This window comes from Ramlibacter agri, assembly GCF_012927085.1.
Taxonomy (GTDB): domain Bacteria; phylum Pseudomonadota; class Gammaproteobacteria; order Burkholderiales; family Burkholderiaceae_C; genus Ramlibacter; species Ramlibacter agri.
Window position 1 is genome coordinate 1200833 of sequence record NZ_JABBFX010000002.1, and the last position, 22747, is coordinate 1223579.

The 22747-nt window shown below is 69.5% G+C and carries 23 protein-coding genes; 3 read left to right on the forward strand and 20 right to left on the reverse strand.

Annotated features, from left to right (window positions below; translation table 11 throughout):
- The first annotated feature begins 51 nt into the window (after positions 1–51).
- Positions 52–924: an acetyl-CoA carboxylase, carboxyltransferase subunit beta gene (gene accD / locus HHL11_RS24205; protein ID WP_169421113.1), complete on the forward strand. Its 873-nt coding sequence runs from the start codon at positions 52–54 to the stop codon at positions 922–924.
- A gap of 147 nt (positions 925–1071) precedes the next feature.
- On the opposite strand, the gene HHL11_RS24210 is transcribed toward accD, so the two are convergent.
- The gene (locus tag HHL11_RS24210) at positions 1072–1614 is read right to left on the reverse strand and encodes a YggT family protein (RefSeq protein ID WP_169421114.1); all 543 of its coding nucleotides are present in this window, start codon (positions 1612–1614) and stop codon (positions 1072–1074) included.
- A 26-nt stretch (positions 1615–1640) separates the two neighbouring features.
- Here HHL11_RS24210 and HHL11_RS24215 point away from each other — a divergent pair, with 26 nt between their 5' ends.
- Positions 1641–2300, forward strand: a complete 660-nt coding sequence (locus HHL11_RS24215; RefSeq protein ID WP_169421115.1) for an LON peptidase substrate-binding domain-containing protein — start codon at positions 1641–1643, stop codon at positions 2298–2300.
- Between the two features lie 13 nt (positions 2301–2313).
- On the opposite strand, the gene HHL11_RS24220 is transcribed toward HHL11_RS24215, so the two are convergent.
- Genes HHL11_RS24220 through HHL11_RS24295 form a run of 16 tightly spaced genes read right to left on the reverse strand, consistent with a single transcriptional unit; the run spans position 2314 to position 18716 of the window.
- The gene (locus tag HHL11_RS24220) at positions 2314–4134 is read right to left on the reverse strand and encodes a polysaccharide biosynthesis protein (RefSeq protein ID WP_169421116.1); all 1821 of its coding nucleotides are present in this window, start codon (positions 4132–4134) and stop codon (positions 2314–2316) included.
- Entirely contained in the window at positions 4131–4841 is a 711-nt protein-coding gene (locus HHL11_RS24225; RefSeq protein ID WP_169421117.1) for a cytidylyltransferase domain-containing protein, read from the reverse strand. The genes HHL11_RS24220 and HHL11_RS24225 overlap by 4 nt, the downstream gene beginning before the upstream one ends.
- Positions 4838–5887: a sugar phosphate nucleotidyltransferase gene (locus HHL11_RS24230; RefSeq protein ID WP_169421118.1), complete on the reverse strand. Its 1050-nt coding sequence runs from the start codon at positions 5885–5887 to the stop codon at positions 4838–4840. The genes HHL11_RS24225 and HHL11_RS24230 overlap by 4 nt, the downstream gene beginning before the upstream one ends.
- Positions 5888–5896: 9 nt before the next feature.
- On the reverse strand, positions 5897–6565 hold the full coding sequence (locus tag HHL11_RS24235) for a PIG-L deacetylase family protein (RefSeq protein WP_169421119.1): 669 nt from the start codon (positions 6563–6565) through the stop codon (positions 5897–5899).
- Positions 6562–7221, reverse strand: coding sequence for a class I SAM-dependent methyltransferase (locus HHL11_RS24240; protein ID WP_169421120.1), 660 nt, complete (start codon positions 7219–7221; stop codon positions 6562–6564). The genes HHL11_RS24235 and HHL11_RS24240 overlap by 4 nt, the downstream gene beginning before the upstream one ends.
- Positions 7218–8390, reverse strand: a complete 1173-nt coding sequence (gene neuC, locus HHL11_RS24245) for a UDP-N-acetylglucosamine 2-epimerase (RefSeq protein WP_205964539.1) — start codon at positions 8388–8390, stop codon at positions 7218–7220. Before neuC ends, HHL11_RS24240 begins: the two co-directional genes overlap by 4 nt.
- Complete coding sequence (locus tag HHL11_RS24250) at positions 8387–9085, reverse strand: WbqC family protein (protein ID WP_169421121.1); 699 nt, start codon at positions 9083–9085, stop codon at positions 8387–8389. The genes neuC and HHL11_RS24250 overlap by 4 nt, the downstream gene beginning before the upstream one ends.
- A complete protein-coding gene (gene neuB / locus HHL11_RS24255; protein WP_169421122.1) occupies positions 9082–10104 on the reverse strand; it encodes an N-acetylneuraminate synthase in 1023 nt (340 codons plus the stop codon). The genes HHL11_RS24250 and neuB overlap by 4 nt, the downstream gene beginning before the upstream one ends.
- Positions 10101–10718, reverse strand: a complete 618-nt coding sequence (locus HHL11_RS24260; protein ID WP_169421123.1) for a NeuD/PglB/VioB family sugar acetyltransferase — start codon at positions 10716–10718, stop codon at positions 10101–10103. Before HHL11_RS24260 ends, neuB begins: the two co-directional genes overlap by 4 nt.
- Positions 10715–11872 carry a LegC family aminotransferase gene (locus tag HHL11_RS24265; RefSeq protein ID WP_169421124.1) on the reverse strand — a complete coding sequence of 386 codons (1158 nt, stop codon included), beginning with the start codon at positions 11870–11872 and terminating at the stop codon, positions 10715–10717. The genes HHL11_RS24260 and HHL11_RS24265 overlap by 4 nt, the downstream gene beginning before the upstream one ends.
- Positions 11865–12851, reverse strand: coding sequence for an NAD-dependent 4,6-dehydratase LegB (locus tag HHL11_RS24270; protein ID WP_169421125.1), 987 nt, complete (start codon positions 12849–12851; stop codon positions 11865–11867). Before HHL11_RS24270 ends, HHL11_RS24265 begins: the two co-directional genes overlap by 8 nt.
- Positions 12852–12854: 3 nt before the next feature.
- Positions 12855–14093: a hypothetical protein gene (locus HHL11_RS24275; RefSeq protein ID WP_169421126.1), complete on the reverse strand. Its 1239-nt coding sequence runs from the start codon at positions 14091–14093 to the stop codon at positions 12855–12857.
- An 8-nt stretch (positions 14094–14101) separates the two neighbouring features.
- Positions 14102–15889 (reverse strand): asparagine synthase (glutamine-hydrolyzing), encoded by a 1788-nt coding sequence (gene asnB, locus HHL11_RS24280; RefSeq protein WP_169421127.1) that lies wholly within the window; start codon positions 15887–15889, stop codon positions 14102–14104.
- A 2-nt stretch (positions 15890–15891) separates the two neighbouring features.
- Positions 15892–16434: a sugar transferase gene (locus HHL11_RS24285; protein WP_240980376.1), complete on the reverse strand. Its 543-nt coding sequence runs from the start codon at positions 16432–16434 to the stop codon at positions 15892–15894.
- Positions 16435–16442: 8 nt separating this feature from the next.
- On the reverse strand, positions 16443–17249 hold the full coding sequence (locus HHL11_RS24290) for an aldolase/citrate lyase family protein (RefSeq protein ID WP_169421129.1): 807 nt from the start codon (positions 17247–17249) through the stop codon (positions 16443–16445).
- 9 nt (positions 17250–17258) lie between these two features.
- Positions 17259–18716: a lipid II flippase MurJ gene (locus HHL11_RS24295; RefSeq protein ID WP_169421130.1), complete on the reverse strand. Its 1458-nt coding sequence runs from the start codon at positions 18714–18716 to the stop codon at positions 17259–17261.
- A gap of 94 nt (positions 18717–18810) precedes the next feature.
- Between HHL11_RS24295 and lysS the strand changes: the two genes are divergently transcribed.
- The gene (gene lysS / locus HHL11_RS24300; protein ID WP_169421131.1) at positions 18811–20337 is read left to right on the forward strand and encodes a lysine--tRNA ligase; all 1527 of its coding nucleotides are present in this window, start codon (positions 18811–18813) and stop codon (positions 20335–20337) included.
- Between the two features lie 143 nt (positions 20338–20480).
- Here lysS and nagZ read toward each other — a convergent pair whose 3' ends face one another.
- From nagZ to HHL11_RS24315, 3 genes are read right to left on the reverse strand one after another with little or no spacing between them, the layout of a single operon-like run.
- On the reverse strand, positions 20481–21569 hold the full coding sequence (nagZ, locus tag HHL11_RS24305) for a beta-N-acetylhexosaminidase (protein WP_169421132.1): 1089 nt from the start codon (positions 21567–21569) through the stop codon (positions 20481–20483).
- On the reverse strand, positions 21566–21967 hold the full coding sequence (gene acpS, locus HHL11_RS24310; protein ID WP_169421133.1) for a holo-ACP synthase: 402 nt from the start codon (positions 21965–21967) through the stop codon (positions 21566–21568). The genes nagZ and acpS overlap by 4 nt, the downstream gene beginning before the upstream one ends.
- Positions 21964–22716, reverse strand: coding sequence for a pyridoxine 5'-phosphate synthase (locus tag HHL11_RS24315; RefSeq protein ID WP_169421134.1), 753 nt, complete (start codon positions 22714–22716; stop codon positions 21964–21966). Before HHL11_RS24315 ends, acpS begins: the two co-directional genes overlap by 4 nt.
- Positions 22717–22747 lie beyond the last annotated feature (31 nt).

Sequence of the window (22747 nt, forward strand, 5' to 3'; positions counted from 1 at the left end):
GGGAGCGAAGCGCCTGCTCTGTCCCCTCTGAACGGAAACCCAGGAGAGACGATGAGCTGGTTGGAAAAACTGCTGCCGCCCAAGATCCAGCATACGGATCCCAATGAACGCCGCAGCGTGCCGGAAGGCCTGTGGATCAAGTGCCCGAGCTGCGAGACGGTCCTGTACAAGACCGACCTGGAGCAGAACCAGAACGTCTGCCCCACCTGCGGCCACCACCACCGCATCGGCGCCCGCGCGCGCCTGAACTCCTTCCTCGACCCCGAAGGCCGCTACGAGATCGGCCAGGAAGTGCTGCCGGTCGACGCGCTGAAGTTCAAGGACAGCCGCCGCTACCCCGAGCGGCTGAAGGAAGCGCTGGAAAACACCGGCGAGACCGACGCGCTAGTCGTGATGGGCGGCGCGGTGCACAGCATCAGCCTGGTGGCGGCGGCCTTCGAGTTCGACTTCATGGGCGGCTCGATGGGCAGCGTGGTCGGCGAGCGCTTCGTGCGCGGCGTCGAGACGGCCATCGAGCAGAAGGTGCCCTTCCTCTGCTTCACCGCCACCGGCGGCGCGCGCATGCAGGAAGGCCTGCTGTCGCTGATGCAGATGGCCAAGACCAATTCGGCGCTGACCAAGCTGGCCAAGAAGGGCCTGCCTTACATCAGCGTGCTGACCGATCCCACCATGGGCGGCGTGAGCGCCGGTTTCGCCTTCGTGGGCGACGTGGTGATCGCCGAACCGAAGGCGCTGATCGGCTTCGCCGGCCCGCGCGTGATCGAATCCACCGTGCGCGTGAAACTGCCCGAAGGCTTCCAGCGCGCCGAGTTCCTGCAGGAAAAGGGCGCGGTCGACTTCATCTGCGACCGCCGCGAACTCCGCAAGACTGTGGCCAACGTGCTGGCGATGCTGCAACGGCAGCCGGCGGACGCGGTGGAATAGGGACTTCCGAACTTCCGGACGCAAAAGACGCAAAAGACGCAAAAGACGCAAAGGATCCGCAAAGGACGCAAAAGATTCAAAGGAGTCTTTTGCGTCCTTTGCGCTTTTGCGACCTTTGCGTTCCGGAAGTCCCCGCGGCGATCGCGATCAGCGCAGCACCGCGTCCTGCAGCCCCGCCAGCAGGAAAGTGCAGATCTGCAGCACCACCAGCAGCGCCAGCGGTGACAGGTCGAAGCCGCCCACCAGCGGGATCAGGCGGCGGAAGGGCCGCAGCAAGGGCGCGCACAGGCGGTCGATGACGTCGACGATCGGCGAGTCGGCCTGCACCCAGGACAGGATCGCATAGACGATCACCAGCCCGATCATTCCCGAGATCGCCAGCCGGACCAGGCCGAACAGCGCCTCCACCGGGATCGCGGACGGGCGGCCATAGCCCATCGCCCACAGGATGCCGAACTGCGCCAGCTCGATCAGGTAGGCGGCCAGCAGGCTGGACAGGTCGATCCAGCGCGTCTTGGGCAGCACTTTGCGCAAGGGCAGGATGAGCCAGTCCGTGAGCGCGAACACGAACCTCCCCACCGGGTTGCCGAAGGGAATGCGCTGGTACTGCATGTACAGCCGCAGCAGGCAGGCGCCTCCGAGGAGGCCGCCAATAACGTCGAGCAGGAAACTGATGATTTTGAACAGCATGGCCACAGGTTCAGCTGGGTCGTGGGATGATAGCGGCAGCCACTGGAACCGCTGTGCCCGCCGCCCTTACCCTGCAGTCCCTGCCCCTGTTTCCTCTGAGCGCCGTGCTCTACCCGGACGGGCTGCTGTCGCTGCGCATCTTCGAGGTCCGCTACCTGGACATGATCGCCAAGTGCCGCAAGGCCGGCGCGCCGTTCGGCGTGGTGTCGCTGACGCAGGGCAACGAGGTGCGCACGCCGGGCGCCAGCGAAAGCTTCGCGCCGGTCGGCACCCTGGCCACCATCCTCGACTTCGAGCAACCGCAGGCCGGCCTGATGCTGGTGCGCGCCACCGGCGCGCAGCGTTTCCGCATCACCTCCAGCGACCAGTTGAAGCACGGCCTCTGGGTCGCCGACGTCGAGGGCATGGCGCCAGACATGGCGGTGCCCATCCCCGAGGACCTGCAGCCCACCAGCGACGCGCTGAACCGCCTGATCCAGTCGCTGCAGCTGAAGGCCGACCAGCCCGGCCCCATGCCGCTGCAGCCGCCTTTCAAGCTGGACGACTGCGGCTGGGTGGCCAACCGCTGGTGCGAGCTGCTGCCCTTGCCCGTGGGCCTGAAACAGCGCCTGATGGAGCTGGACAACCCGCTGGTCCGGCTGGAGCTGGTGAGCGACGTGCTCACCCGCACCGGCATCACCACCTGAGCGGCGCCAGCCGCTAGCGCGGCTTGTACTCCGGCACCTGAGCCTGCAGCCAGTCGCGCAGCGCGCGCGCATCGGGCTGCGGTCCCGCCTGGTCGACCCACCGGACGATTTCTTCGACCCCAAGCAGAGCCCCGTTGGTCTTCGCGATGCGCAGCTTCGCGTGCGGCGTCGGTTCCGTCGTCTCGTCGTTGGCCAGCAGTTCCTCGAACAGCTTCTCGCCGGGCCGCAGCCCGATGTAGCTGATGGGAACCTCTTCCTCCGTCTTGCCGTGCAGGCGGATAAGCATGCGCGCGAGTTCGACGATCTTCACCGCGTCGCCCATGTCCAGCACGAAGATCTGGCCCGAGCGGCCCATCAGGCCGGCCTGCAGCACCAGCTGCGCGGCCTCCGGAATGGTCATGAAGTAGCGCACGATGTCCGGGTGGGTGACGGTCACCGGCCCGCCGCGCGCGATCTGCGCGTTGAACAGCGGCACCACCGAGCCGCTGGAGCCCAGCACGTTGCCGAAGCGCACCGACACGAAATCCGTGCGCGGCTCGCGCGCGGCCACGGCCTGCACCACCATCTCGGCGAGCCGCTTGCTGGCGCCCATCACGTTGGTGGGGTTCACGGCCTTGTCGGTGGAGATCATCACGAAGCGCCGGGCGCCGCAGGCGGCGGCCGCACGCGCGACGTTCAGCGTGCCCAGCACGTTGGTGCGCAGCGCCTCCACCTCGTTGTGCTCCTCCATCAGCGGCACGTGCTTGTAGGCCGCGGCGTGGAACACCACGGCCGGCCGGTGCTGGTCGAGGATCGCGCGCAGCCGCGCCTCGTCGCGGATGTTGGCCGTGTAGTAGACGCCCTGCATCTGCGGATGGGCCTGGCGCAGCTCCTGTTCCAGCTGGTAGATGGCGTACTCGGAGATGTCGATGCACACGAGCCGCCCGACGCCCAGCCGCGCGACCTGGCGGCACAGCTCGGAACCGATCGAGCCACCCGCGCCGGTGATCGCCACCACGTGGCCCGAGAACATCTCGGCCAGGTTCTCGGCATCCAGCGCCACCGGCGCCCGCCCCAGCAGGTCTTCCAGCTGGATCTTGCGCAGCCCCGCGGAGCCTTCGGCCCGCAGGAACTCGTCGGGCCGCGGCAAGGTGAGCAAGGTGATGCGTGCTTCGGCGGCCAGCTGCAGTGCCTGGCGGCGCGCGTCCGAGCCGACCGGGCTGGCCACCAGCGCCGTGTGCACGCCGGAGCGCGTGGCCGCCTGCGCCAGCTCGGAGAGGGTCCCGACCACGGCGATGTCCTGCAGCGAGCGCCAGCGCTCGCTGGCGAGCGGCGTGAGGATGCCGACCGGCAGCCAGTTGGACGAGCCCTTGAGCGCGCGCAAGGCGCCGGCCGCGTCCTGCAGCGAGCCGAGCACCAGCAGCGGCCGCGCGCCGCCGGCCAGCCGCTCGGTACGCTCCACCAGCGAGCGCCAGCCGGCCCGCACCGCGCCCAGCAACAGCACCACGAGCACCGGATGCAGCAGCAGCACGGAACGCGGAAACTGCGGCAGCCGCACCATCAGCACGCTGACCGCCGTGAGCGCCGCGCCCAGGCCCACCGCGGCCGCGAGGCGCCGCAGTTCCGGCAGGCTCGTGTACTTCCAGACGTGGCGATGCACGCGCAATGCGAGCAGCACCACGCCATAGGCGACCAGCGCCAGCGGCGTGGAGCGCAGGCCCAGCGCGGCGAACTCCGGCGGCACGTCGAGGTTGAAGCGCAGCCAGAAGGCCAGCCACCAGGCCAGCGCCACCAGCGCCAGGTCGACGGCCAGCAACGCGGGCACCGGGCTGCGCCAGGTCCAGGGCGCCTTCATGGCGCCGGCCGGCGCGCCGCGACCGCCTCCGCCACCAGCCAGTCGAAGGCGTCGTCGATGTCCAGCGCAAGCTCGCGCTGTTCGCTTACCAGCGCCCGCGTTTCGGGCGTGAAGAAGCTGCGCTCGCGGCGGAACACGTCGACGCCGATCGCGTAGAAGTTGCCGCTGATCTCCAGCACTTCGGGCAGGTCCTGCGAGCGCTTTCGCGTACCGTCGGCGTCCAGCACGGGGCGCACCTTGCCGTCCGCCTGGCGAGTGAAGCACCAGGCCGGGTTCGAGCGCGCCGGCGCGAAGCCGACCACCGGCGCGCCATTCAAGCTTGCGCAGAGCGCCAGCGCCTCGGCCAGTTGCGCGGGGTCGCGGAAAGGCGAGGTGGGTTGCAGCAGCAGCAGCACGTCGTGCGGGCGGCCCGCGGCGGCGCACTGGTCCAGCGCGTGCAGGATGGCGTCGTTGGACGAGGCCGTGTCGGTCGCCAGTTCGGCCGGCCGCAGCCAGGGCACGTCGGCACCGAGCTCGCGCGCCGTGTCGGCGATCTCCGCATCGTCGGTGGACACCAGCACCTGGTCGACTTCGGGCAGCGCCAACGCGTTGCGAATCGACCAGCCAATGAGCGGCACGCCGCCCAAGGGCAGCAGGTTCTTGCGCGGGAGCCGCTTGGAGCCGCCGCGCGCCGGGATCAAGGCCAGGACCGAGCGTCCCGCGATCACTGGAAGGTCATCCCGAAATCCTCGTGCGCCCGCGCATAGTCCTCCATGCGCCCGATGTCGAGCCAGTACTCGTGGATGGGGAAGCCCGCGGTGAGCTCGCCGCGCCCCACCAGGGCCTGCAGCAAGGTCGGCATGTCGAAGTAGCTGCCGCCCGGCACCAGGTCCAGCACCTGCGGCGCCAGCAGGTAGATGCCGGCGCTGACGAACAGCTTCTCCTGCGGCTTCTCCACGATGTCGACCAGCTTGTGGCCGTCCAGCCGCACCACGCCGTAGGGGATGGCGTGCGTGATCTGGCGCACGCCCACCGAAGCCGACGCGCCGGCATGGGCGTGGAAGTCCAGCATCGCCTGGTAGTTGACCTTGGCGAGGATGTCGCCGTTCATCACGAAGAAAGGCAGCTGCGGCCGCGCGGGCAGCAGCGACAGCGCACCGGCCGTGCCCAGGCGCTGGTCTTCCTCGAGATAACGGATGCGCACGCCCCAGCGCGAACCGTCGCCGAAATGCGAGCGGACCATCTCGCCCATGTAGTTGATGGAGATGTAGAAGTCGTGGAAGCCCTGCTCGATGAAACCGAGCAGGATGGTTTCCAGGATCGGCCGCTCGCCGATGCGCAGCATGGGCTTGGGACATTCGTCGGTCAGCGGGCGCAGCCGCGCGCCCAGGCCGCCGGCCATCAACACGACGCAGTTGTCACGCTGCTGCGGCGCCGCCAGCTCCTCCAGCAGCTGCAGGCCGACGACGCTGCCCGCCGCATCCACGATCGGGATGCGATGGATCTGCCGCGTGCGGAACTCCGGCAGCCGCGTGCGCAGGTCCTCGCCGGCTTGCGCCACGGTGGGTGCCTTGTTCATCACTTCGCTCACCGGCGCGTCCAGCGAGGAGCCGCGCAGGATGGCGCGGCGCACGTCGCCGTCCGTGACGGTCCCCAGCAGGCGCTGCTGCGGCCCCACGACCAGCGCGATCTGCAAGGCGCTGCGGTCGATGCAGGCGATCGCTTCGCGCACCGTGCGCTCGGGTTCGAGCAGGGTCTGGCGCCAGTCGTTCACGTCTGCCCCTCAGCTGCGCTCACGCAGCAGCTGGAAAGCCTCGGCCGCGGCGAAGCCGGACGCGGCGCCGCGCAGCAGGGCGAGCGCCCGCACGGCTTCCTCGCTGCGCGGGAAGGGATGCGGCGCGAATTCGGAAGCGTAGACGCGCAGGATCTCCAGCTTGCGTTCGAGCTGGCCCGAGATGTCGACGAAAACGTTGGGGCGGAAGGCGATGTCGGGATGCAGGGCAAAGTCGGTCTCGGAAAGCGCCTCGTAGGCGAGCACGCGGCGCACCGACGGGTAGCGGAACCACTTGGTGCAGCTGCTGACCGCGTCGAACACGACGCGATGGTCGGAATGCACGTCGGCCGGCGAAGGCACGAAGATCTCGTCGGGCTGGCAGTCGCGGATGACGTCGCCGATGCGGCCCACCAGGTCGCCCAGCGGCGCGGCATCGAGCCGCGTGGGCGGCAGGCCCAGCTGCACCACCTTGCGAAAGCCCACCATCGAAGCAGCGCGCGCGATCTCTTCATCGCGCTGGCGCACGCGCTCGGCGGGCCAGCCGGCAGCCACGGACATGCCGGTCACCAGCAGCCAGTCGACCTCGCCGCCTTCGGCGCGCCGGCGCAGCAGCGTGCCGCCGCAACCGAGGATCTCGTCGTCGGGATGGGGGGCGACCACCAGGGTTCGTGTCGTCATGTCGGCGTCCGGTAGCTGATGATCCAGTGATGCGCCTGCCGGGGGCCGAAACGGAACAGGTACTCGCCCACGTCCAGCGTGCGTCCGGGGAACAGCGCGTCGAGTTCTTCACGCTCGGGAATGGTGAGCGTGCAGCCGGCCTGGCCGGTGACCTCGGAGCGGTACATGGAGTTGCCGAGCGGCTGCGCTTCGCGCTGGGACACGTCCCCGGGCGCGGCCGTCGCCACCAGCACGATCCCGCCGGGACGCAGCACCCGCTCGATCTCGGAGACCGCGCCGGCCCAGCCCTGGCGGTCGTTGTAGTAGATGACCTGCCAGGCGATCACCGCATCGAAGAAGCCATGGTCAAAGGGCAGCGGCGCGCCCGGCGTGACGAGTCGCAGCGCCGCCTCGCGCCCCGCGGCTTGCAGGCGGGCGCGCGCGATCTCCAGCGCGCTGGCCGAGACCTCGGTGCCATGCATTTCATGGCCCAGGCTCGCCAGGTGTGCCGTGTTGGCGCCGGTGCCGCAGCCGTAATCGAGCACGCGCACCGGCTGCGACGAAGGCAGCAGGCCGGCGGCCAGCCGCACCAGCATCTCGTTCGGGTAGCGCAGGTCGTTGCGGCCCGTGGCGTAGAGGTTCTCCCAGACCTGGGCGTTGTGGGCGGCGGCGCTCATGGATTCCTTCCGCCCGCGACTAGCGGGTCTTCGGTCTTGGGGCGCAGCGCGCGCAGGTCGGTGTGCAACAGGAATTGCGCGGCGCGCTCGCTGGCATCGCCGCTGCCATAGGGGTTCACGACCTGGGCGACGATCGCACCGAACGCCGGCGACAGCACGCGCGCAATCGCGGCATCGATCGCGGCGCGATCGGCATCGCAGAAGACGACGTTGGCACCGGCGAGGCGGCCCCGCTGGCGCACGCCCACGTCGACCGCCGCCAGCGGCACGCTGGCCGCCTCCAGGATGCCCGAGGACGAATTGCCGATGATGAGGCGGGCGTTCTTGTAGACCGACAGGAAATCGTCGCGCTCGAGGTTGCGGTAGGCGAAGAAGCGCGGCTGGTCGCGCCGCTGCTCGATGGCCTCGACCAGGCCGCGATTGGCCGGATCCGAATTGGGGTAGCCGACCACCGCGCCGAGGCCGTGTGCCGCCAGTGCGTCGAGCATGCGTCCCAGAACTTGCGGCGCGATGTCTCGCTCCACCGGGTCCGGGTGGAACATGACCAGCGCGTAGTCGCCCAGCGCCGCCGGCAGGCCGAGGCGCTGCTGCAATTGTTCGCGCGGGATCGCGCGGTGGGCACGGAAATTGTCCAGCGACAGGTTGCCGACCACGCGGATGCGCTCGTCGGGCTCGCCCAGGCGCAGCAGGCGCTGGCGATGGGCCTCGACGGCCACCAGGTGGTAGGTGGAGAGCTTGGAGGCCGCGTGCCGCACCGGGTTGTCCACGTAGCCGCTCATCGTGTGGTCGCCGCCGTAGAAATGGACGGTCGGGATCTCGAGGTAGGCGCCCAGCATCGCGCCTATCCACACTTCCTCGCGGTCACCGGCGTAGACGATGGCATCGGGCTGCCAGGACGCGACGGCATCGATGGCGCCTTGCAGCAGGATGCTCGCGGACTTCAGCCGCGAGGACGGCGTGTCCGAATCGATCAGGCTTTCGACGGCCAGCAGCACCTGCAGGCCATCGGCGCGGATCTGGTCGATGCTGTGCCCGTAGGTGCGCGAGAGATGCGCGCCGCCGACCAGCAGGCGCAGATCTGCCTGCGGATCGGCCTGCAGCCGCCGGTACAGCGCGCTCATGAGGTCGTAGTCGGACCGGATGCCGGTGATGGCCAGGATCTTCTTCACGCCGCTTCCTCCACGCCGAGAAAACTGCGCGCACGCTCGCAACCGACGTTGAACAGCAGGTCCAGGCAGGACAGGCCGGGCACGAAGGTGGCAGCGTTCTTCTGGGGGTACTCGGGATGCACGAAGCGATCGTAGCGCAGGGCCATGGAGCCGAAAGCGGACTCGTCCTGGTAGGCCTGGGCCCCGGTGCCGGAGAGATAGCAGCTCGCGCCGGCGGCTTGCGCCAGGGCGACGACGAGCTCGCCGCGCTTCGCGGCGCGGTCGTAGTCCAGGCTGCTTTGCAGCACCAGGCGGGTCGGGATCTCCAGCCACTCCAGCGCCAGCCGCATCGAAGCGAACACCACGTCGAACAGTGTCGCATGGGGCATCGCCAGGAAGGCTTCGACCTTGGGCATCACTTCGCCATAGGCCGGGTGGCGCCGGTAATTGGCCTGCAGGAAATCCCGGTGCTTGCGGGCCCAGGCGGGGTCGGCCAGTTCGATGTCGCGAAAGCGCCGCTGCAGGTAGCCTTTGCGCACGAACGGAATGGACAGGTACTTCGCCTCGCCCTGCGCCGTGAGGAACAGGTTGCGGTGCTGGTACAGGCTGTCGCTCAGCTGCACTTCGTCCATGACGACCAGCGTGTCGCTGCCGGCGATCTTGTGCAGCAGCCCAAGCCACGGAAAGTAACCGGGCTGGTGGATGGACACGATCATGCGCCGGGCTCGATCGGTTCGTCGGCCGCGTAGTCGCGTTGCGCGCGGCGTCCCACGACTTCATGCCAGCGCATCGGCGAAATGCCAGTGCCCGGCCGCTTCACCGTCAGGTTCTGTTCGTCCAGCAGTTCGCCCGCGGCGATCGCGCGCGCCGCGACGATGGACTTGCGGGCCACCGCCACGTTCTTGGCCTCGCTGGGCGAAGGCCTCTTGATGCCGTCACCCAGGCCGGCTTCCACCGCGCGGATGCCGGCGACCATCGCGGCCAGTTCCGCCGGCTCCAGGCTCGCCACGTGGTCCGGGCCCGGCAAGTTGCGATCCAGCGTGAAATGCTTTTCGATGCAGCGCGCGCCCAAGGCCACGGCGCCGCAGGCGATGGCGATGCCGCTCGTGTGGTCCGAGTAGCCATAGGCCGTGCCCAGCGCCTCGCCCATGCGCGCCATGGCGCGCAGGTTCACGTCCCCGAAGGGCGTCGGGTATTCGGTGTTGCAGTGGAGCACGCAGACCTGCTCGCGGCTGCAGCCCTGGGCCAGCAGCACGTCCAGCGCCTGCGCCGCTTCGGCCAGGTTCGCCATGCCGGTGGACAGGATCACGGGCTGGCGCTGGCGGCCGATGCGCTCCAGGTAAGGCAGGTTCGTGATCTCGCCGGACGGGATCTTCCACAGCGGCAGCTTCAGGCTCGCCAGGAACTCCACGCTGTCCAGGTCGAAGGCGGTGGAGAACAGCAGGATGCCGCGCCTGGCCGCATGCGCGAGCAGCTTGTGATGCGCTTCCTGGCTCAGCTCCAGGCGCTGCAACATCTCGAACTGGGTCTCGGCGCGGCCGGTGTTCGCCTGCTGGTAATCGGCCATCCGCGCCGCGCGGGTCACGAGCGCCTCGGCCCGGAAGGTCTGGAACTTGACCGCGTCGCAGCCGGCATCGGCGGCGGCGTCGACCAGGCGCAGCGCCATGCCGAGATCGCCGTTGTGGTTGACCCCGGCCTCGCCGATCACGAAAACTTTCTGGTCCCAGGGCGTCATGCCTGCCTCCTTGCGGGCACGCCGACCCAGGTTCCGGCCGGCAGGTCGTGCGTGACGACCGCGCCGGCCCCGATGATCGCGCCGGCGCCGATGCGCAGACCTTGCAGCACCACCGCGCCGCTGCCCACCAGCACGCCCTCTTCCACGATCACGCCGCCATTGAGGATGGCGCCGGTGGAGACGTGGCAGTGGTCCGCCACCACCGCGTCGTGTTCCACGATCGCGCCGGTGTTCACGATGCAGTTGCGCCCCACGCGCGCATTCGCGTTCAGCACGGCGCGGTGCATGGCGATGCTGCCCGCGCCCAGCTGCGCCTCGCGCCCGATCACGGCATGCGGCGAACGGACGGTGGCGAGCGGCCGGCCAGCGGCCAGGATGCGCTCGAACAGGCGGCGCCGCAGGTCGGCGCTGCCGGTCTGGCCCACCGTGACGATGAATTCCATGGCCGCGGCTTCGGGCGATGCCATCCAGCGGTCGTCGCCCAGCCAGGCCAGGCCCGCGGGCGCCGTGCCCTCGCGCGCATCGAGCACGCCGGCGGCCTCGCGCCCGGCGGCCGCGATGACGTCCGCGCAAGCCAGGCAATGTCCGCCGCCTCCCACCAGAACGATCTTCATGGCCGCACGCTGCTGGGAAGGTTGACGATGCGCGCGGCGGCCGCGCGCGCGTGGTCCAGCGGCCCGCAGGTCGCCGAGGCGAAAGCCGGCAGCTCCGGCATCAGCTGCCAGACCGGCCGCGCCTGGATGCCGCCGTCGTTGGCGGCCTGCAGGAAGGCGTCGCGTTCCGCGGCGTCGTCGACCAGGATCGCATTGAGCCAGAAATTGGAACGGGTGCCCGCAAGCTCCTGCGCGAACGGAATCCCCAGCTGCGCGCAGCGCGCCGCATAGGCCTGCGCCGTCGCGCGCTTGTTCGCCAGGAAGCCTTCCAGCTGCTCCAGCTGCGCGCACGCGACCGCCGCATTGAGGTTGGGCAGCCGGTAGTTGAAGCCGACCTCGTCGTGGAAGAAATCCCAGCGGTGCGGCACCTTCGCGGTGGTGGTGAGGTGCTTGGCGCGCCGTGCCAGCGCCGGGTCGTCGGTGACCACCGCGCCGCCGCCGCCGCTGGTGACCGTCTTGTTGCCGTTGAAGCTGAAGGTGCCGAGCTTTCCGAAGGTGCCGGTGTGGCGGCCGCCAATGGTGGAGCCCAGCGACTCGGCGGCATCCTCGACCAGCACCAGGTGCCAGCGTTCGCAGATCTCGGCCAGTTCCTGCGCGCGGCCCGGCAGGCCGAAGGTGTGCATGGGCACGACGGCGGCGATGCGGCGGCCGGTCTCGCGGTGGCGGCAGGCGCCGGCCACGCGCTCGCAACGGCTTTCCAGAAATTCCTTCAGCGCCGCGGGCGACAGGCTCAAGGTGTCGGGATCGATGTCGACGAACACCGGCTGCGCCCGCTGGTAGGCCAGCGCGTTGCAGGTCGCGACGAAGGACAGCGGCTGCGTGATCACCTCGTCGCCGTCCGTCACGCCGGCCAGGATCAGCGCCATGTGCAGCGCCGCGGTGCCGTTCATGGTGGCGACGGCGTACTTCGCGCCGGTGATGTCCTGCATCATCTGCTCGAAGCAGTCCACGAAAGGCCCGACCGAGGACACGAAGGTCGTGTCGATGCACTCTGCCAGGTAGCGCTTCTCGTTGCCGGCGAACACCGGCGCGTGCAGGGGAATGGGACCGGCGGCGCCATAGAGCTCGCGCACGAAGGCAAGCAGTTCCCGCAGCGGCGCCCGGAGCTCAGACATTGTAGAGATCAGCCTTGTAGCGCGTGAGGTTGGCAGGCTGGCGGAACCATTCGATGCTGCGCGCCAGCCCCTGTTCCAGCGTGTACCGCGGCTCGAAGCCCGTGAGGCTGCGGATCAGCGTGTTGTCGCACCAGAGGCGCTGGACCTCGGAGTTCTCGGGCCGCAGGCGGGCAGGATCGCATACGAATTCCACCTCGGAACCCATCAGCCGACGGATGGTCTCCAGCGTGTCGCCAACGGAAATCTCGTAGTTGGAACCGATGTTCACCGTCTTGCCGATGGCCGCCTCGCATTCGGCCAGCAGCAGCAGGCCGCGGCAGGTGTCCTCGACGTAGTTGAAGTCGCGCGTGGGCCGCGTGTCGCCCAGCTCGATGCGGGTGCGGCCGGCGGCGATCTGCGTGATGATGGTCGGGATCACGGCCCGCGCGCTCTGGCGCGGCCCGTAGGTGTTGAACGGCCGCGCCACCGTCACCGGCAGGCCGAAGGCGTAGTGGAAGCTCATCGCCATCGCGTCGGAGCCGATCTTGCTGGCGCTGTACGGCGACTGCGGCTGCAACGGATGCTTCTCGTCGATGGGAACGTAGAGGGCGCTGCCATAGACCTCGGAGGTGGAGGTCTGGATGAAGCGCTTCACGCCGTGCTCCTTCGCCGCCTGGCACAGGTTCAGCGTGCCCTTGACGTTGGTGTCGACGTAGCTGTCCGGCGCGACGTAGGAATAGGGAATCGCGATCAGCGCCGCCAGGTTGAAGACGATGTCCTGCCCCGCGACCAGGGTGCGGCAGAAGTGCGGGTCGCGCACGTCGCCGCTGACCACGCGGATGCGGTCGCGGCAATCGACCGTCTCCAGCCAGCCCCAGTCGTTGTTCGAGTTGTAGACCGCCAGCGCCGTCACGTCGTAGCCCGACGCCACCAGCAGTTCCACCAGGTGCGAGCCGATGAAGCCATCGCCCCCCGTCACCAATGCCTTTGCCTTGCCCATGTCCTACTGTCCTCCCGCGCGCTGCGCGCGCAGCATGTCCCGCACCACTCCCAGCACCGCCGCGGTCGCCAGCGGCGCGTCGCCAGTCGCGTCCCGCCGCGGCAGGCGGCTCACGGCGTCCAGCGCCGGCGCCAGCCGCGGCAAATCCACCGCGCCGTCGGCCAGGCCGAAACGCTCCCAGGGCGTCTCCGCGTCCCAGGGCGTCCCCAGGACGCGGATGACGCGCGCACCGGCCAGGCCGCCTTCGATGCCTACCGTCGAATTCACCGTCACCACCAGGTCCACCGCGTTCAGCAGGGGCGGCAAGGGCCAGTCGGGCCCGCCGGTGAGTTGCAGGCGCGGCTGGTCCTCCAGCCGGTGCGAGGCGTCACCCGGCCGCGGCCGGATGCAGACCACCACATCCTCCTGCGGCGCTGCCCACGCCAGCAAGGCCGCGCGCAGTTGCCCGGGCAGGTCGGTGCCGCCCCAGGCGCCTGCGACCGGGTGGTAGGCCGGGAATTCCTGCACCGGGTACAGCACCACGCGCTTGCCACCCCAGCCCATCTTCTCGCGCAGAGCCCGGCCGGCAGACCGGCTCGCGGGTTGGCGCAGCACGTCGAAGGCGGGGTTGCCCGTGCAGTGCACGGCTTCCGGCGCTGCGCCGCATTCCACCAGCACCTTCTTCACGTGCTCGTTCAGCACGCAGATCGCATCGGCATAGCCGGGCGCGGCAAAGCGCGCGGCCGCGTCGCGCTCGATGAAGGAATCGATGAGGCACAGCGAAGGGATGCCCAGCTCCCGCGCCGCCAGGAAAGCCGCCTGTTCGGCGCGCGGCGAGGCCGTGCTCACCAGCAGCTCGGGCTGCACCTCCTGCAGGACGCGCCGCAGCACGCCCACGGGCAGGAAGCTGTGGCGCCCTTTCTCGGCGTATTCGCGCAAGGCCCCGGCCTCGCCGTGCTGCGCGACCAGTTCGGCGAAGGACAGCCCCAGGTAGGCGATCGATTCCTCGCGCTCGATGGCGGCGTTCGCGGTCTGCCCCAGCAGCTGCTCGCCCCAGCGGCGCGCCTCGTGGTCCGCGGGCGCCAGGAAATCCTTGAATTGCAGCAGCGGCAGGCCGGCCTCGCGCACGGCGGCCGCCGCGGTGGTGAGCCCCAGGATCACCGGCTGGGCCAGCCCCGATTCCCCCAGCGCCCGCGCCACGGGAAGCACCATCTGGATGTGGGCTCCGCCATAGGCAACGAACAGGATCTTGGGGACCGGCATGCGGCCGATTATCCGGCACCCCCTTCGCCGTGATCCCACAAGGCCAGGGCCGCCAGGGCGCGCAACTCGCGGGTGTGGTTGGCCTTGCCTTCGCGATGCCGCTCCAGCAGGCCCTGCACGGCGGCCGGGCGGAACAGGCGCTGCAGCAGCGGGCTGCCTTGCAGCAGGCCGGCCAGCCAGGGATAGCTCTCCTTGCGGAACCACTCGCCCACCGGCACCGTGAACATCTGCTTCTTCCGGTAGGCGAGGTCGTGGCCGATCAGCGGCTCCACGGCCTTCTTGTACCAGTGCTTCTTGTCGCCATCGGCCGCCAGCTTGGTGGCGCCGCGGGCGCGGAAGGCGAACTCCATCATCCGCCAGTCGAGGAAGGGCGTGCGCGCCTCGATCGACACCGCCATGCCCATGCGGTCCGGCTTGACCAGGTTGTTGCCCGAAAGCAGCAGCTGCATGTCCAGGTACAGCGCCTGGTTCACGCGGTCGTAATGCGCCGCCTGCTCGAACCAGGGCCGCGCCGCGACGGTGTAGCTGTCGATGCCGGCCAGCTGCGCCGCCACCTCGGGCCGGTACAGCGACTGCTTGTCCTGCGGCGCGAACAGCGAGATGGAATCGAAATAGGCACGGCGGAAGGCTTCTTCGTCCATCGCGGCCGCCTCTGGGCGCGCGAAGAAATCCTCGTACTTCTCGTAGCCGGCAAACAGCTCGTCGCCGCCGTCGCCGGTGAGCACCACCTTCACGTGCTTCGCTGCGAGCTCGCTCACGCGCAAGGTCGGCATGAAGGAAGCGTCGCCATGCGGCTGGTCCAGGTGGTACAGCACCTGCGGCCAGCGATCCAGCATGTTCAGCTCCGCCACTTCCATGGTGTGGGCGCAGCCGAAGCGCGCCGCCGCCTCCGCCGCATAGCGCGACTCGTCGAAGCGCGGGTCGGCAAAGCCGATGCAGAAGGTCTTGACCGGCTCCTTCACGTGGCGCGCCATCAGGGCGACGATGGTGCTCGAATCGACGCCGCCGGAAAGGAAGGCGCCCCAGGGCACGTCGGCGCGCAGGCGGATCCGGGTCGCATCGTCGAGGATGGCGAGGAACTCCTCGGCCCACGCACCGAAGTCGTGGTCCTGCTCGCGCTGCGCCGACAGGTCCCACCAGCGCTCGCTGTGCACGCCGCTGCGCGTGAAGCGCATCCAGCAGCCAGGCATGACGTGCTTCACCCCCTGCCAGATGGTCCAGGGCGCGGGAATGTAGTTGAAGGTGAGGTAGTGGTGGACTGCTTCCAGGTCCAGCGCCGGCTGCAGGCCGCCGGCGCGCAGCGCCTTCAGCTCGGACGCGAACAGCATGCGCCGGCCGTCGTCGTGGAAGTACAGCGGCTTGACGCCGATGCGATCGCGCGCCAGGTAGACCGCGTCTTCCCGCGCATCGTCGATCGCGATCGCGAACATGCCGTTCAGCCGGCGCAGGCAGGCGATGCCCTCCCGCTCGTACAGGCGCAGGATGACCTCGGTGTCCGAATGCGTGTGCAGGGCCACGCCCTGGGCGCGCAGTTCGGCCGCCAGTTCCACGTAGTTGAAGATCTCGCCGTTCTGCACCACGGCGACCTGGCCGTCGTCGGACACGAAGGGCTGGTGGCCGCCGGCGAGGTCGATGATGGACAGGCGCCGGTTGCCGACCGCGACACCGCGCCCCGGCTGCGAGGCGATGCCGGCGTCGTCCGGCCCGCGGTGCCGCAGGCGCTCGCCCATGGCGGCCAGGTCCTCGGGCGAGAGGGCGCGCCGCTGCCGGTCCCAGTAGCCGAAGATGCCGCACATGGCTAGTTGCTTCCCTTGCCGGCGAGCCGGCCCACGGTCAGCGCCATGATGCGCAGGTCCATGCCGACGCTGTGTTCGCGCACGTAACGCAGGTCGAGGTCCCGCCGCTGCTCGGTCGTTGCCTCGGAGCGCAGCAGCGCCTGCGCCAGGCCGGTGATGCCCGGTCGCACGCTGCAGCGCAGGCGCCAGTCCTGCGGCGTGTACAGGGCACGCTGCGCTGGCACGTCCGGGCGCGGGCCGACCAGGCTCATGTCGCCCTTCAGCACGTTCAGCAGTTGCGGCAGTTCGTCCAGGCTGGTACGGCGGATGAAGCGGCCCACGCGGGTGATGCGCGGGTCGTTCGCCGACGTGTGGTACGGGCCGATCGCCGCCGCGTTCTTGACCATGCTGCGGAACTTGTAGATGCCGAACTCGCGCTCGCCCTGCCCCACCCGCTGCTGCTTGAACAGCACCGGCCAGCCGCTTTCCAGGGCCACGGCCAGCGCCACGAGCAGCAGCACCGGCGACAGCAGCACCAGCGCGATTGCGGCCAGCAGGACGTCCATGGCCCGCTTCATGCGCGCGCGGCGAGCTCGGTGGCGATGCGCGCGATGGTGGCGCGGACGCGTTCGGCGTCCGCCTGCACCTGCTGCGGGCTGCGGAGCGCCAGCTGCGCCTCGGCGCTGCGCAGCGCGGCCACTTCGTCTTCGAACACCGCTTCCGCGTTGCCACCGTGGAAGGTGCGCGAGAGGATCACGGCGCCGGAGCCCAGGCGCAGGTGCTCGCCGAGCACGTCGCGCCCCGGCAGCAGGCCTTCGTCCACACGCGCGATGCCGCCGAAGCCGAAGCGCTTGCCGCGCGCCTGCGCGATGCGAGCCACGCGCTCCACCGCGCCTTCGGCCAGCGGCTGGAACATGAAGCGCTGGCCCAGCGAAAGGTGCAGGTCGTTGAGGCCGACATAGACCTCCTGCAGGCCAGCCAGGCCGGCCCAGTCTTCGACGGTCGCAAGAGCACCGGCGGTCTCCAGCAGCGCCACTACTGGCGCGCGGCCATCGACGATCCGGATGAATTCGGCCAGCTCCGCCGCCTGCGTGAACATCGGCAGCATGACGCAATCGGCGCCCTGCGCCAGCACGCCGGCCACTTCGGCGGCGCTGCCGGCATGCAGGGGATTCACGCGCGCCATCAGGCGCGAGGCACGCAAGGTGCGCTTCACGCGGCCCACGTCTTCCAGGCCATGCGTGCTGATGAAGGTGTTGCGGCCGGCCTGGCGCTCGGCCTTGCCTGTGCGCTCGAGGTCGACGAACAGCCGGAAGCCGCCCAACGCGTCGCAGCGTTGCGCAAACGCCGGATCGTTGGTGATCTGGATCAGCTCGAGCATGTGGCGGAATTATCGCCGCAGGGATGCGCGCAGGTCCGGGCTCAGGGCGTAGCTGACGGCCAGCACCGCGACGCCGGCAACGACACCGGCAACGAGTTGCCAGGGCAGTTGCTCCGGCACGCCAAGGATCTGGAACAGGATGTAGACCGCCAGCAGGCATACGCCGCCGACGACCAGCGCGCGCCAGGGCAGCCACAGCCGCAGGCCGCCACCGACGGCGCCCAGCGTGACGAGGCAGATGCCGGTGAACAGCACGTTGAGCCAGGCCATGAGCAGGCCGCCTTCGTGCGGCCCGTAGGCCAGCAGCAGGGCCAGCGCGAAGCCATAGGCGAAGACGGCGGCCCGCATGCGCTTCTGCGCGGCCAGGATGGTCAGCGCGATCGCGGTCAAGGCTTGCGGCAGCAGGCCCCAGGCGGCGATGCGGCCCCAGGTCGCCACGTCCTGCAAGGCCTCGGGCTGCATGCGGCCCCAGCCGAACAGCAGCCGGGCCAGGGCCGGCGCCGCCACCACGAGCCCCGCCGCGCAGGCGCAGGCGAGCACCCAGGACAGCGCGAAGCCGCGCCGGATGACGCTGGCCGCCTGTTCGCGCGAGGACGCGCGCGCCAGCGCCGACGCAATCGGGCCCAGAGCCAGCGTGGCGACCAGCTGGATCGCCAGCATCAGGGGCAGCTCCGCGAGCTTCCAGCCGTAGTTGAACGTGGCCAGCGCGCCTGGCCCCTGGTCCGAGGCCAGCGAACGGGCGGCGAAGGGCAGCGCCAGCGGCAGGCCGGCAGCGGCGATGGCCCAGAACCAGATCGGCGTAGGCGGCAGGTCGGCGCCCTCCTCCTGCGGGATCGAGCGCGAGAAACGTCGGTTGCGCCAGGACAGCCATACCAGCCGCGCCAGCATGGCGGCCATCAGGCCCCAACCCAGCCGGTCGACCGCCACCAGGGGCGCGCCGCTCACATGGCGCGCGACCAGGTACAGCGTGGCGATCAGGACGACGTTGACCACCAGGTTGGCGGCATAAAGCCCGAGGAAGTCGCGTTCGAACTGCAGCCGCGACGCCCACAGCGCCGCCAGCAGCGCGAAGGGCACGGCGCCGGCGCTCCACAGCAAGGCCCGCGCCGCGGGCGACAGCAGCTCGTTGGGCAGGCCGCCGGCCAGCCAGTCGACCGCCAGGCGGTTGGCAGCCGCCAGGGACGTGGCCGCCACGCAGCCCGCCAGCACCAGGCCGTGGCCGGCGCGGCGCTGGCTGGCGGCGATCTGGCCCTTGTTCAGGGTCGCCCAGGCCGGCAACAGCACGTAGGCCAGGCCGCCGCTGGCGAACACGCCCACCAGCCAGTCCGGCAGGGTCAGCATCAGGACGGCGACGTCGCCCAGGCCCGTGGCGCCGAAAGCCGCGGCCTGCGTCGTCTCGCGCAGCAGGCCCAGCAGGCGGCTCGCCAGCAGCAGGCAGAGGGAGAGAAGGCCGGCCTTGAGGAACATGGGTGGGGATTATCGAGCTCGGCGAGCGACTCGCCGGGCAAAAACTACAATGGAGGGTTCCGCCCACCCCGCGCCGGCACGTCCGGCTCCCAGCATGTCCGAACAGCAAACCACCCCGCCCACCGACGAGAACCAGCTCATTGCGGAACGCCGCGAGAAGCTGAAAGCGCTGCGCGAGGCCCACAAACAGGGCGCGGGCCCGGCTTTCCCCAACGACTTCAAGCCGGGCGACCAGGCCGCCGCGCTGCACGGCGCCCACGGCGCCAAGGCCGCCGAGCAGCTGGAAGCTGAGGGCATGGTGGCCAAGGTGGCCGGTCGCATGATGCTCAAGCGCGTGATGGGCAAGGCCAGCTTCGCCACCCTGCAGGACGCCAGCGGCCGCGTCCAGATCTACGTGACGCGCGACGCGGTGGGCGAGGAAGCCTATGCCGATTTCAAGCGCTGGGACCTGGGTGACATCGTCGGCGCCGAGGGCAAGATGTTCAAGACGCGCACCGGCGAGCTGTCGCTGCACGCCACGTCGATCCGCCTGCTGACGAAGAGCCTGCGCCCGATGCCGGACAAGTTCCACGGCATGCAGGACCAGGAGCAGAAGTACCGCCAGCGCTACGTCGACCTGATGACGGACGAAGAAGCCCGCAAGCGCTTCATCGCGCGCAGCAAGGCGATCTCCGGCATCCGCGACTTCATGGTGCAGCACAACTTCCTGGAAGTGGAGACGCCCATGCTCCACCCGATTCCCGGCGGCGCCAACGCCAAGCCCTTCATCACCCACCACAACGCGCTGGACCAGGAGATGTACCTGCGCATCGCGCCGGAGCTTTACCTGAAGCGGCTGCTGGTGGGCGGCTTCGAGCGGGTGTTCGAGATCAACCGGAACTTCCGCAACGAAGGCATCTCGGTGCGCCACAACCCCGAGTTCACGATGATGGAGTTCTACGCGGCCTACTGGAACTACCGCGACCTGATGGACTTCACCGAGGCGCTGGTGCGCGACGCCGCGCAGAAGGCCGTGGGCACGCTGCAGCTCACTTACGGCGGCAAGCCGGTGGACCTGGCGCAGCCCTTCGAGCGCCTGACGATCCGCGAAGCGATCCTGAAGCACACCGAAGCCGGCGCGAACGTCGACGACCGCGACTGGCTGGTGCAGCAGCTGCGCAAGCTCGGGAAGTCCGAGGAGAAGGATCGCCTGTCCGGCCGCTCGCTGGCTTCGCTGCAGGTGATGTACTTCGAGGAGACGGTGGAGGAGAAGCTGTGGCAGCCGACCTTCATCATGGAGCACCCCACCGAGATCTCGCCGCTGGCGCGCGCCAACGATGAGCGCCCCGAAGTCACCGAGCGCTTCGAGCTGTACATCACCGGCCGCGAGTTCGGCAACGGCTTCTCCGAGCTGAACGACGCCGAGGACCAGGCCGCGCGCTTCCAGGCGCAGGTGAGCGCCAAGGACGCCGGTGACGACGAAGCGATGTTCTTCGACCACGACTTCGTCCGGGCGCTGGAATACGGCATGCCGCCGGCCGGCGGCTGCGGCATCGGCATCGACCGCCTGATGATGCTGCTGACGGACAGCAGCAGCATCCGCGACGTGATCCTGTTCCCGGCGCTGCGCCGCGAAGGCTGAGGGGGAACTTCCGAACTTCCGAACTTCCGAACTTCCGGGACGCAAAGGGCGCAAAAGGGCGCGAAGGACGCAAAAAACAGCTTTGAATTTTTTGCGCGTTTTGCGCCCTTTTGCGCCCTTTGCGTTCGGAAGTCCGGCTTCCTTCAGGGCAGCAGTTGCAGCGCCCGCATATACCGCGGCTCCGTCATCAAGGCGTCCCACGAAGACGGCGGCGTGACCGGCAGCAGGGCCAGGCGCCTCTGTTCGCTCACCTCGCTGGGCTGCCAATCGCCGGTTTCCTGCGCCTGCGCCAGGCCATCCAGCATCTCGTCGATCGCCGTGCCGCCCGGGCTGTTCACCGACTCGTTGCACAGCAGCACCATGTCGCAACCTGCTTCCAGCGCCACGACGGCAGCTTCGGTGTAAGTCACTTCGCGGCCGTCGACCTGGCGGGCGCCGGCCATGCTCAGGTCGTCGCTGAAGATCGCGCCGTCGAAATGCAGGCGCTCGCGCAGGATGCCGTTCAGCCAGCGATGCGAGAAGCCGGCTGGCCGGCCATCCACCCGCGGATAGATCACGTGGGCCGGCATCACGCTGGTCAGCGCCGTCGCCAGCCATTCGTAGGGCCGGGCGTCGTCGCCCAGTATCTCTTCCAGTTCGCGATCGTCCTCGGGAATCTCCAGGTGCGAATCCGCGCGCACGTAGCCATGCCCGGGGAAATGCTTGCCGCAGTTGGCCATGCCCGCCTGCAGCAGGCCCTGCATCAGGCAACGGGAAAGCGCGGTCACCACGCGCGAGTCGCGCTGGAAGGAGCGGTCGCCGATGACGGAGCTGGCGCCGAAGTCCAGGTCCAGCACCGGCGTGAAGCTGAAGTCCACGCCGCAGGCGCGCAGCTCCGCGCCCAGCACATAGCCGGCGGCGGTGGCCGCAGCCATGGCGTTCATCGCGCCGCTGCCTTCGCTGCCCTTCGCGTCCCGCATCCACTGCTCGCCGAAGGCGCGCATCGGCGCGAGGTGGGTGAAGCCGTCGGTGCGGAAGCGCTGCACGCGGCCGCCTTCGTGGTCCACGCAGATCAGCAGGTCGCCGCGGATGGACTTGATCTCGGCGCACAGTTCCGACAATTGTTCGCGGTCCTGCCAGTTGCGGCCGAACAGGATCATGCCGCCCACCAGCGGGTGGGCCAGGCGGCGGCGGTCGGCGGCGCTCAGCGCCAGGCCGGCGACGTCGATGATCACGGGGGCGTGTTCGCTCATGGTTTCTCTTTCTGTTCGACGACCACGAAGCTGGCCGCGTAGTCGGTTTCGTCGGTGACGCTCACCATGGCCGTGAGGCCGCGCGCCTCGCACCAGTCCTTCAGGGCGCCATGCAGCACGATCACGGGCTTGCCGCTCGCCAGCTTGCCCACTTCGCAGTTGCGCCAGGTCATGGGCATGCGCATGCCCAGTCCCACGGCTTTGCTGAAAGCTTCCTTGGCCGAGAAACGGGTGGCCAGGTAGCGCACGCCGCGCTCGGGCCAGCGGGCGCTGCGGGCGCGCCAGGTGGCGAGCTCCGCTTCGCTCAGGATCTTCTGCGCGAAGCGGTCACCGTGCTTCGCCAGCGATTCCTTGATCCGGCGGACGTCGCAGATGTCGGTGCCGATGCCGTAGATCACTTGGCGGCGCCGCGCTCGATGGCTTGCAGGTACTGGCGCACCGTCTCGGCGTAGCCCAGCTCCAGCGCATCGGCAACCAGCGCGTGGCCGATCGAGACTTCCTGCAGGCCAGGCACGGCGCGGACGAAGTCCGGCAGGTTGTCGCGGCTCAGGTCGTGGCCGGCGTTCACGCCCAGGCCCGCGGCCAGCGCGGCGCGGGCGGCGGCGGCGAAGCGATCCAGCTCGCCCTGCTGGCGCGGCGTGCCCCAGGCTGCGGCATAGGGTTCGGTATAGAGCTCGATGCGGTCAGCGCCGACGGCCTTCGCCAGCGCCATCTGCTCGGGGTCGGCGTCCATGAACAGGCTGACGCGCACGCCCAGGGCCCTGGCTTCGGCGATCAGGGGGCGCACACGCCCGGCGTCCTGCTTCAGGTTCCAGCCGTGGTCGCTGGTGAACTGGCCTTCGCTGTCCGGCACGAAGGTCACCTGCTGCGGCTTCAGCTCGCGCACGAAGTCCATCAGGTTGTGGAAGGGGTTGCCCTCGATGTTGAACTCCGCCTGCGGCCAGGAGGTTTTCAGCAGCACGTGCAGCTCGCGCACGTCATCGGCGCGGATGTGGCGGGCGTCGGGCCGCGGGTGCACGGTGATGCCGTGCGCGCCGGCCTCCAGGCACAGCTGCGCGGCGCGCGTGACGCTGGGGATGCCCAGGTGGCGCGTGTTGCGCACCAGGGCGACCTTGTTGACGTTGACGGAAAGCGCTGTAAGCATCATGAGGCCTCAATGCTACGCATTGTGGCGCGAA